The sequence below is a fragment of the Microcystis sp. M49636_WE2 genome, assembly GCF_030065375.1.
GTDB classification, from domain to species: domain Bacteria; phylum Cyanobacteriota; class Cyanobacteriia; order Cyanobacteriales; family Microcystaceae; genus Microcystis; species Microcystis aeruginosa_C.
Map to the genome: position 1 here is coordinate 1 of NZ_JASJFG010000165.1, position 10,066 is coordinate 10,066.

5 protein-coding genes and 1 pseudogene are annotated in these 10,066 nt (G+C 43.2%); 3 read left to right on the forward strand and 3 right to left on the reverse strand.

From position 1 onward, the window contains the following. Positions 1 to 61: 61 nt before the first annotated feature. The gene (locus PX484_RS03760) at positions 62 to 5,713 is read left to right on the forward strand and encodes a cadherin domain-containing protein (protein ID WP_288102903.1); all 5,652 of its coding nucleotides are present in this window, start codon (positions 62 to 64) and stop codon (positions 5,711 to 5,713) included. 174 nt (positions 5,714 to 5,887) lie between these two features. Here the strand turns inward: PX484_RS03760 and PX484_RS25955 are convergent. Beyond that, positions 5,888 to 6,025, reverse strand: a pseudogene (locus PX484_RS25955) (type II toxin-antitoxin system HicB family antitoxin); the annotation flags it as partial. Then, on the reverse strand, positions 6,012 to 6,158 hold the full coding sequence (locus PX484_RS03770) for a hypothetical protein (RefSeq protein ID WP_287688727.1): 147 nt from the start codon (positions 6,156 to 6,158) through the stop codon (positions 6,012 to 6,014). The gene PX484_RS03770 and the pseudogene PX484_RS25955, both read right to left, overlap by 14 nt. A 43-nt stretch (positions 6,159 to 6,201) precedes the next feature. On the opposite strand from PX484_RS03770, the gene PX484_RS03775 reads away from it, so the two are divergent. After that, positions 6,202 to 6,822 carry a PEP-CTERM sorting domain-containing protein gene (locus PX484_RS03775; RefSeq protein WP_046661487.1) on the forward strand — a complete coding sequence of 207 codons (621 nt, stop codon included), beginning with the start codon at positions 6,202 to 6,204 and terminating at the stop codon, positions 6,820 to 6,822. A 317-nt stretch (positions 6,823 to 7,139) separates the two neighbouring features. On the opposite strand, the gene dnaK is transcribed toward PX484_RS03775, so the two are convergent. Further along, a complete protein-coding gene (dnaK, locus tag PX484_RS03780; RefSeq protein WP_288102905.1) occupies positions 7,140 to 9,044 on the reverse strand; it encodes a molecular chaperone DnaK in 1,905 nt (634 codons plus the stop codon). A 467-nt stretch (positions 9,045 to 9,511) separates the two neighbouring features. Between dnaK and PX484_RS03785 the strand changes: the two genes are divergently transcribed. Then, positions 9,512 to 10,066 (forward strand): RtcB family protein (locus PX484_RS03785; protein ID WP_288102907.1); only part of this gene is annotated, 555 nt, incomplete at its 3' end.

The following is a 10,066-nucleotide window of genomic DNA, read 5'->3' on the forward strand; positions in this document are numbered from 1 at the left end:
AACTAAGGTTCGGGTGGATTCCCTATTGACTCTGTACCATCTTTTTCACACGAGGTATATCATGGCTATCATCTACGTTAAATCCGGTTCTACTGGTAATGGTTCGGCTTGGAATAATGCTTATGGCAGTTTAGCAAGTGCCATAACTGCGGCACAAGCTGGCGATGAGATTTGGGTGTCTGCGGGGACGTATAAACCCACGACGGGGACTGACAGAACCGCGAGTTTTACCCTAAAAAATAATGTCGGGATTTATGGCGGATTCGCCGGAACAGAAACCGCAGTAAATCAGCGTAATATTACCACTAATGTCACGATTTTAAGCGGTGAAATTGGTGTAGCGGGGATTGCGGATAATTCTTATCATGTTGTTACAGGAAGTAGTACGAATAATACAGCGATTCTCGACGGTTTTACGATTACGAAGGGGAATGCTAACGGTACGACGGGAAATCAGGGTACTGGTGGCGGAATGTACGTCAATAATGGCAGTCCTACCGTCAGAAATACAGTTTTTATTGATAATAATGCTACTTCTGGAGGTGGATTATACAACGAACAGGGTAGCAATCCTTTTCTGTCGGATGTACGGTTTGAATTTAATACTGCTACGGATGGAGCGGCGATTTATAATCGTTTGAGTAGTCCCTTCATTACTAATGCCACTTTTCGACTGAATACGGCGGTTAATAACGGTGGTGCGCTTTACAATGCTAGTAGTAGTAGTCCTACGGTGACTAATGCTGTTTTTACCCGAAATACAGCGACTACAGCCGATGGGGGTGCGGTTTACAATATCTCAAGTCTTCCTAATTTCACTAATGCTGATTTTAGTGGGAATGTGGCGGCGCGAGGAGGCGCGATTTCTAATAATTCTAGTACCATTGGTTTAAGTAATAGTATTATCTACGGAAACCAAGATCGACGTGGTACAGGACCAGAAATTTTTAACAATGGCGGTACGATTAATACGAACAATAGCATCATTAAGGGGGGTGTCTTTAATGGTACGGATGTTGATCCCAAGTTTGTTAATGCGAGTGGGGATGATTTACGCTTATTAGCGGGTTCTCCTGCGATTGATGCTGGTAATTCTGCCTCATTACCAACGGATCGTCAAGATATTGACTCAGATGGCAATACTACAGAAGCTACGCCTTTAGATTTGGCGCGTAATCCCCGTATTGCTGGTTCTAGTGTGGATATTGGCGCGTTTGAGGGTGCAACTACACCACCAACTGCGACTAAGCGGATTATTTATGTGAACGCGGCAGCGACAGGGGGTAATAGTGGTACTTCTTGGACGAATGCGTTTACTGATTTACAAGCAGCGTTAAATGCTGCACCCTTATTAGGGGATGAAATTTGGGTGGCTGCGGGTACTTATAAACCGACGACAACCACAGACAGGACAGCAACTTTTACCCTGAAAAACCAAGTTAAGGTTTATGGGGGTTTTGCTGGAACTGAAACGACTTTAGAGCAGCGAAATGTTACCAATAATGTCACTACTTTAAGTGGCGATATTGGAGGAACAACGAATGCTCAGGATAATGTTTATCACGTTCTTACTGCGAGTTTTACCAATAATACAACGGTGTTAGATGGGTTTACCATTGCAGCAGGTAATGCCAATGGTACGGGAACGGATCAAAATAATGGTGGTGGTATTTTTATCAATGATGGTACTCCGGTTTTGAGTAACCTAATTTTTGATAATAATAATGCTAGTAATCGTGGTGGGGGATTATATAACACAGGTGCGAGTAATCCTACCTTAACTAATGTTACTTTCCGTAATAACAATGCTGCTAATGGTGGAGGTATCTTTAACAGGGGTAGCAGTAATCCTACCCTGACAAATGCGACATTTACTAGCAATAATGCCAGTAGTCAAGGTGGTGCTATCTATAACGAAAGTAGTAGTAATCCTACTCTCAATACTGCTACTTTTACCAACAATACAGCCACTAATAATGGTGGTGCAATTTTCAATACCAGTAGCAATCCTACCCTCAATAATGTCACCTTCACTAATAACCGAACAACTGCTGGTGGTGGTGCTGGTGGTGCGCTTTACAATGGTAGTAGCAGTAATCCCACCCTCAATCAAGTTAGCTTTCAACAAAATAGTTCGAGTGATGGGGGTGCAATCTACAATAGCAGTAGCAGTCCTATCCTAACTGATGTAACTTTTGGTAGTAATAGTGCTACTTTTGGTGGTGCTATTTCTAACAACAGTAGCTATACAGCAGGGGGGACTAATTTTCATCTAACACGGGTTACTTTTACTAACAATAGTGCTAGTAATGTGGGTGGAGCAATCTATAACTCCAGTAGTAATCCCAGAATGACTAATATAACCTTTACTGGAAATACGACTACTAATCCAGCATCGGGTGGAAGTGATTCAGGCGGGGCAATTTACAACACAAGTAGCAGTCCTACTATCAATAGCACTACATTTAGTCAGAACAGCGCAAATAGCGATGGTGGTGCTATTTATAATATCCTTAGTGTCCCAACTTTGACTGATATTACCTTCACCAACAACAGTAGCATTAATGGTAATGGTGGAGCGCTATTCAACTATTGGGGGAGCAATACCACGCTAACCAACGCTAACTTTAATTTGAATAGTGCTAACAATGGGGGCGGTGGTGCTATCTTTAATACTTATCTTGTTGGCAACGGCACTGCTGGTACAGGTAGTACCATTAATCTAATTCAGAATAGTTTTCAACAAAACAGTGCTAGTAGTGGTGGTGCAATTTTCAATAACGGTGCTTCTAATGCTCTCAGTAATTCCAATCTGACTAATGTTAGCTTCAGTCAAAATACTGCTAGTAGTGGTGGTGGCGCAATTTATTCTACAAATAGCAGTTCTACCCAAACTAATGTTACTTTCAGCCGTAATAATGCAACCGGTCAAGGAGGAGCAATTTTTACTAATGGAGGTGGTGCTAATACCTTAGTTAATACCAGCTTTTATGGTAATGCTTCTAGTGCTGGTAGTGCTATTCGGAATGAGGGAAATACCCCTACTCTCCGTAATAGCATCATTTGGGGACATGGGGGAACAGCTATTTCAGGGAGTGCTACCATCACTAATAGTATCGTACAGGGAGGATATACGGGAACAGGAAACGTCACCGTTGATCCTTTAACCCTTGCAACTGCAATATTTGTTGATCCCAACTTCGATGACTTGCGCTTAAAAAGCGGTTCCCCTGCGATAGATGCAGGTAGCAATACTTTCCTCCCCGCAGACAGTCGAGACTTAGACAAAGACGGAAACACCACCGAACCCCTATCCCAAGACTTAGGGAATAATCCTCGCGTTAACGGTACTACAGTTGATATAGGTGCTTTTGAATTTACAACCCCCGTCAATCAACCTCCTGTTATCACCAATAAAACCTTTACCATTGCTAAAAGTATTGCGGTGGGTGCTACCGTTGGTACTGTCCCCATTAGTGACCCCGAAAATAACCCTTTCACCGTCAGTATCACTAATGGTAATACTGACACAGATAACGACGGAACTCGTCCTTTTGCCATCAGTAACGCAGGAGTAATTACTGTTACTGACCCTGGTGATTTTGGCACAAATACAAGCTTTAATCTGACCATTGCTGCTAGTGATGGTAGCGCGACAGGAACAGGTAATGCAGTTATTAACTTAAATAGTCCGCCTACTGTTAATAACGCCACCTTCTCTATTGTTAACAACAGTGCGGTGGGTGCAACTGTTGGTACTGTCACCGCCAGCGACCCGGAAAACAATCCCTTGACATTTAGCATTACTAATGGTAATACGGACACAGATAATGACGGCACTCGTCCTTTTGCCATCAACAACTCAGGGGTAATTACCGTTACCGACCCCGGTGATTTTGGGACAAATAACAGCTTTAATTTAACCGTCACCGCGAATGATGGTAACGCCACAGGAAACGGTGCAATTGTTGTTAACCTAACCAGTCCTGTCAACCGTCCCCCAGTGGTTAATGATGCTGTGTTTAGCATTTCTAAAACCAGTCCTAACGGTACAGTCGTCGGGACAATTAACGCCACTGACCCCGACAATAACCCCTTAACCTACAGTATCACCGCCGGAAATCCCGATACTGATGGGGACACTATCAAAGCCTTTGCTATTAGTAATACTGGGGTAATTACCGTTACCGATGCTAATGATGTCAGCGCACAAACTAACCCCTTTAACCTGACAATTCAAGCCAGTGACGGCGCTTTAACCGATACGGGTATCGCTACCGTTAACCTCAGTAATGTCAATCCTCTCAGCTTCCAACTGAAACTGTATGAGGATAATAACGGGACAGTTGGTAATGAAATTACTGGGAATAATCCTATTCTCGGTAATAGCTTCTTTGCGGAAATCCTCGTCGGTGATATTCGTACCAATGCAGCCGGTTTAATCATTAACTCCCTTGATTTTGGCTTCGCCGCCGATGTTGCTCAAAATATCAACAACTTCGCTGATATTGGCAATGTCAACAGTCCCCTAGTTACTTCTAATTTCACCCTATTCCGAGACGGGACTTTAGACAATACTAACGGACTAATTGATAACTTAAGTGGCGGTTCCGTCCCGCAAGCAAGTTTAGGTACAGCCATTGGGGTTAATCAATTAAATCGCTTTAGTTTGCTACGATTTAACGTAGTCGGGACACGGGACAACTCCAACTTAAACCTCACCTTTGATCCTTCTCAAATTGGTTTTGCTGATGGCACATTTGCTGATCCTAATGGTACTTTAAGCTTAACCCGTAATATCATTATCAATGATGCTCCCATCGTCGGTAGTATTAACAACGTCAACCTCGCCGAAAGAAACGCAGCAGGTACAGTAGTAGTAGCCGGTAACTTAGTCGAAGCAACCGATGATAATTACGGACAAACTCCCACCTTTAGCCTCAGTACCTCTCCTAAAGATGGCTCAGGAAATGACCTTTTTGCTATCAATGCAACCACTGGAGAAATTACCCTCACTCAAGCAGGTTCTAATACCATTGACTATGAAAGTGGAGTAATATCCTATCAATTGGGAGTCAAAGCAACCGACGGTTATAAACTCTCTACGGAAAAGACATTTAACGTTAATATTACTAACGTTAATGAAGGGACAATCGTAGTAGATAAAAACGCCATCACCTTCGGCACAAAACTCTCCCAATACCGCCAAGGTGCAACCGATAGCCTCTTTGTCCGTCCCAATTTTGCTGACCGAACCCAATACATTGATATTACTAATACCGCAGTGGGAACTAACGATGTACTCGCCATTGCTGGTATTACTGTCAATGCACAAAATGTCACCACAGATGCCAATTTTGCCAATGGAGACATACTGCTAAACCCCGGACAAACTCGACGTATTGCTTTAGCATATACACCCAAAGCAGCGCGAGAAAACTTTAATTTGGCTAACGGTTTAGTCATCAACAGTAATGCTCAAAACAATTCCGCTTTGAACATTCAACTAACAGGGAAATCAACCTTTAACAGTGATATTTCCTACGATGGACGGGTGAATTTAACCGACTTAACTACCTTACAACGTCCGGGGTTATTTGGTAGTAGCAGTGGACAAACTAACTATGACCCTACTGCTGATATTACCGGAGATGGAAGAATTAATCTGTCCGAATTGGTTCCCTTAAATTCTGAATTTGGGTTAGTTATTTAGATTAACTCTGTAGGTTGGTTTGACCCAAGAAAACCCAACAATTCAGATTAATTATGATGGCTTTTGATTAGGTTTGATGGGTTAGCGCACTTCCTAACCCATCCTACAAAATAAAGGTTCAGGTAAGGGTTCATTATCTGCTTGATAAGCAATCATTAGCGATTCTATAGCTTATTTTCCATTAGCGACAGCTTCCTCATAAGTATCTCCATGAGTACGCCAATATTGCCCTGGAAAATCAGGCAATGCAGCCAAAAAACAATTATCTTCATCAGACCATTGAATCACCATGCGATATTTAATTTGTGCCATTTTCTTGATTCCTCTTAACTTCTTTTTCTTGATACAGTTTGGCATCGGTACTGTCTTTTCCAGAAACAGTAACTTTACCAGAGTACAAATGATGTACCCAGTTAGTGTGACTTCCCTTGCCGGGTTGTAGCATTTGTTTTAACTCACTAACTTTTTTAACTCAGGAGAACTACATTATGTCTAGTCTGACTACTCAATTCAACCTCAAAACTGATAATAGTGGCCTAGTGGGAACTATTATTAATAGTCCTCTCCGTGTAGGCGATAGATTTTTTGTAGAAATTTTAATGGAAAATAGTGATATTAATCCAGTCGGTATCACTAGCAGTGCCATTAATTTATCCTTCGATCCTCGCTCAATTCAAAACATCGATAATCCTTTCACTCCCTCAGATATCAATAGTCCTCTTGTTACCTCTAGGTTCCCCTTTGGACGGACGGGAATCTTAGACAATACCAATGGTTCAATTACTAACTTAGGCGGCGGTGCTTTCCCCTTAGCAGGCATTGGTTCACCTCTGGGAATTAATCAATTGGATACTTTTAGTTTATTGCACTTCCAAGTAATCGGCAATGGTAATTCTAGTCTGGTACTTAATATTGATTTATCTCAAACTGGTTTTAGCGATGGCAGTGTTGCCAGTTATTCTGGCAATCAAAGTCAGTTTATAAAAATAGTTCAAGTGGGTTCATCGACAGCTATTCCCGAACCTTCTACAATTTTGGCAATAGTAATATTAGGGTTAGGTGTATTGCTGTCTAAAAAGCGCAATCAAGACAATAGTAATGATGGTTAATTGATGTTTTTCGGGGACGTAAGCGATCGAGTTTACATCCCCGTGTGTAGTTTAGTCAACTTGGTTCATTATGCAAATCGATGTTACACTTAGCTGGAAACCCTATCCGGCAAGGGATTAATTCAATTTAGAGCGGGAAAAAAACACGAAAGACTTATCTGGAAGGTGTTTCAATCCCTTAGGCTCCTGATAAACCGCCGAGAAGCATACCAAACTCAGAAGAGCCATTTTCAGTAACAACCTTATCTGTAAGAAAGCTGCAACAAAAAAAGGACACAAGTTACCTTGTGTCCTTCCCGAAGCTAAGAACTTAATTTTTATTTAGCGTCGGAGAATTCCGCATCGATGACATCATCGCCACCACCAGCACCACCAGAGGGGCCATTGTCATTATTGCCACCGGTGGGATTGCTGGGGGCCCCTTGCTGATACATACTGCTGCCGATCGCGTAGAGGGCTTGTTGTAATTCCGGTAGGATGGTTTTGATCTTACCATCATCGTCTTGAGCGATCGCTTCTTCCAGTTCCTTAATCAATGCCTGGGCTTTATTTTTCTCGGATGGGGGAACCTTATCGCCCAACTCGGCTAACTGCTTCTCAGCTTGATAAACCAGGGAATCAGCTTGATTTTTGCGTTCAATGCGTTCGCGACGTTCCTTATCGACTGCGGCGTTCGATTCTGCCTCATTTACCATGCGTTCCACTTCATTTTGGGGCAAGGTAGAAGCGCCGGTGATGCTGATCGATTGTTCTTTTCCTGTACCTTTATCCTTAGCGGTGACATTTAAAATACCGTTAGCATCGATGTCGAAGACCACTTCGATTTGAGGCACACCACGAGGAGCGGGAGGGATGCCATCGAGTCGGAAAGTTCCCAAACTCTTGTTATCTTTGGCCATTTCCCGTTCCCCTTGCAGGACGTGGATTTCCACGTTAGTTTGTCCATCCACTGCTGTGGAGAAAACTTCCGATTTTTTGGTGGGGATAGTGGTGTTGCGGGGAATAATCCGCGTCATCACACCGCCGAGGGTTTCCACACCCAAAGACAGGGGCGAAACATCAAGCAGAAGAATATCTTTGACTTCACCGGCGAGAACACCACCTTGAATAGCGGCACCTACGGCTACCACTTCATCGGGGTTAACGCTTTGGTTAGGATCTTTGCCCAGAACTTTTTTAACTAATTCTTGAACGGCGGGAATCCGGGTTGAACCACCGACGAGAACCACTTCATCGAGGGCAGATTTATCGATTTTGGCATCACGGATGGCGTTTTCGACGGGAATCCGACAGCGATCGATTAAATCGGCGCAAATTTCCTCAAATTTAGCTCTGGTTAGGGTAGTATCTAGGTGTTTTGGTCCTTCGGCGGTAGCTGTGATGAAGGGCAGGTTAATTTCCGCTTGGGTAACGCTAGAAAGTTCAATTTTGGCTTTTTCTGCCGCTTCTGTGAGACGTTGCAGGGCCTGTTTATCTTGACGGAGATCTATTCCTTCAACTTTTTTGAATTCTCCGGCTAGATAATCAACGATTTTTTTATCGAAGTCATCACCACCGAGATGAGTATCTCCAGAGGTAGCGAGAACTTCAAAGACACCATCACCCACTTCTAGAACCGATACGTCAAAGGTTCCCCCACCCAAGTCAAAAACAAGAATGGTTTCGTTAGCTTTTTTGTCTAATCCGTAGGCAAGAGAGGCGGCGGTGGGTTCGTTGATAATGCGGAGAACTTCAACCCCAGCAATTCTCCCGGCATCTTTGGTGGCTTGACGTTGGGAGTCATTAAAATAAGCGGGTACGGTGATGACTGCTTGGGTAACGGTTTCGCCGAGGTATTTACTGGCATCTTCCACCAGTTTCCGCAGTACCTGGGCGGAAATTTCTTCGGGGGAGAATTGTTTGCCCTGGGCGGGACAGTCTAATTTAACGTTGCCGTTGCCGTCTTGGAGAGTTTTGTAGGATACTTCTGTGGCTTCGTTGGTAACTTCGTTGAATTTCCTGCCGATGAAGCGTTTGACGGAATAAAAAGTATTTTGCGGGTTCATTACCGCTTGACGTTTGGCGATTTGTCCTACTAGGCGATCGCCACTTTTGGCGTAGGCTACGACTGAGGGCGTGGTTCTAAATCCTTCGGCGTTGGCGATAACGGTGGGTTTACCCCCTTCCATAACCGCAACGCAGGAGTTAGTCGTCCCTAAGTCAATTCCAACTACTTTTCCCATAATCTTTGTGCTGCTCCGATACAAATTATAGTGACTTCTAGAATCGGAACTGTACTCGGTTTTTAGGCGATACCCACCCCTATCAGTTCCTTTGTTATCTCTATAGTGCAAAATAACCCCGCTTTCTCGATAGTGTAGGTATCCGAACCTTTTTGGTAGTATTACAGTAGTCGGTAAACCTGCGGTAAAAGTCAAAAATTCTCCTGGGAGGCAGTCTGAACGGGTAATTTATACTAAATCCTGTTTAAAAAGTATAGGATAGTGGGGTGTAGGATGTGGGGAGAAACAATTCATAACTTGGGAGTTAATCACACTATTAAAAACGGATTTGGTATTAGATAGTCAACAGCTTATCCTCTGTGCTAAAACACGATCACTGATAACAATTTATCTAATTCATCGCAGAATCTCAATTGCCTTATTGTCTTGGTTGTATCCGCTTTTAACCTGATTATTTCATAAAAACTATGGCTTACGAAACTCTGGAACTTTCCACACCGACACCGATTTTATCTTGGGCTGGGCATGAATTGGGACCCCAAGAAACCCAAATGGCCAAAAATGTCGCTTCCCTCCCTTTTGTTTATAAACACATTTCTTTAATGCCCGATGTTCACTTGGGTAAAGGCGCTTTAGTCGGTTCGGTGATTGCCACCAAAGATGCCGTAATTCCCGCCGCCGTCGGAGTCGATATCGGTTGCGGCATGGCTGCCCTAAAAATGCCTTTTACTGGTGAACAATTGCAGGGAAAACTTAAAAAAATTCGCCTCGATGTGGAGGCGAATATTCCCGTCGGTTTTGCTGAAAATAAGGAAGTGGATAGGGATGTAACTAAATGGCCAAAATGGGCGGAATTTAAACAAATTCATCGAGGCGTACAAAACCTAGAGAAAAAAGCCCTTAAACAAATGGGTTCTCTGGGGGGTGGTAATCACTTTATCGAAATTTGTTTAGATACAGACAATCAAGTTTGGTTAATGCTCCATTCCGGTTCTAGAGGTATTGGTAATCAACTGGCCCAA

Excerpts from the sequence above, each read along its gene's own strand:
- PX484_RS03760 (WP_288102903.1), top strand. The coding sequence starts at position 62 with ATGGCTATCATCTACGTTAAATCCGGTTCTACTGGTAATGGTTCGGCT.
- PX484_RS03770 (WP_287688727.1), bottom strand. The coding sequence starts at position 6,158 with ATGCTACAACCCGGCAAGGGAAGTCACACTAACTGGGTACATCATTTG.
- PX484_RS03775 (WP_046661487.1), top strand. The coding sequence starts at position 6,202 with ATGTCTAGTCTGACTACTCAATTCAACCTCAAAACTGATAATAGTGGC.
- dnaK (WP_288102905.1), bottom strand. The coding sequence starts at position 9,044 with ATGGGAAAAGTAGTTGGAATTGACTTAGGGACGACTAACTCCTGCGTT.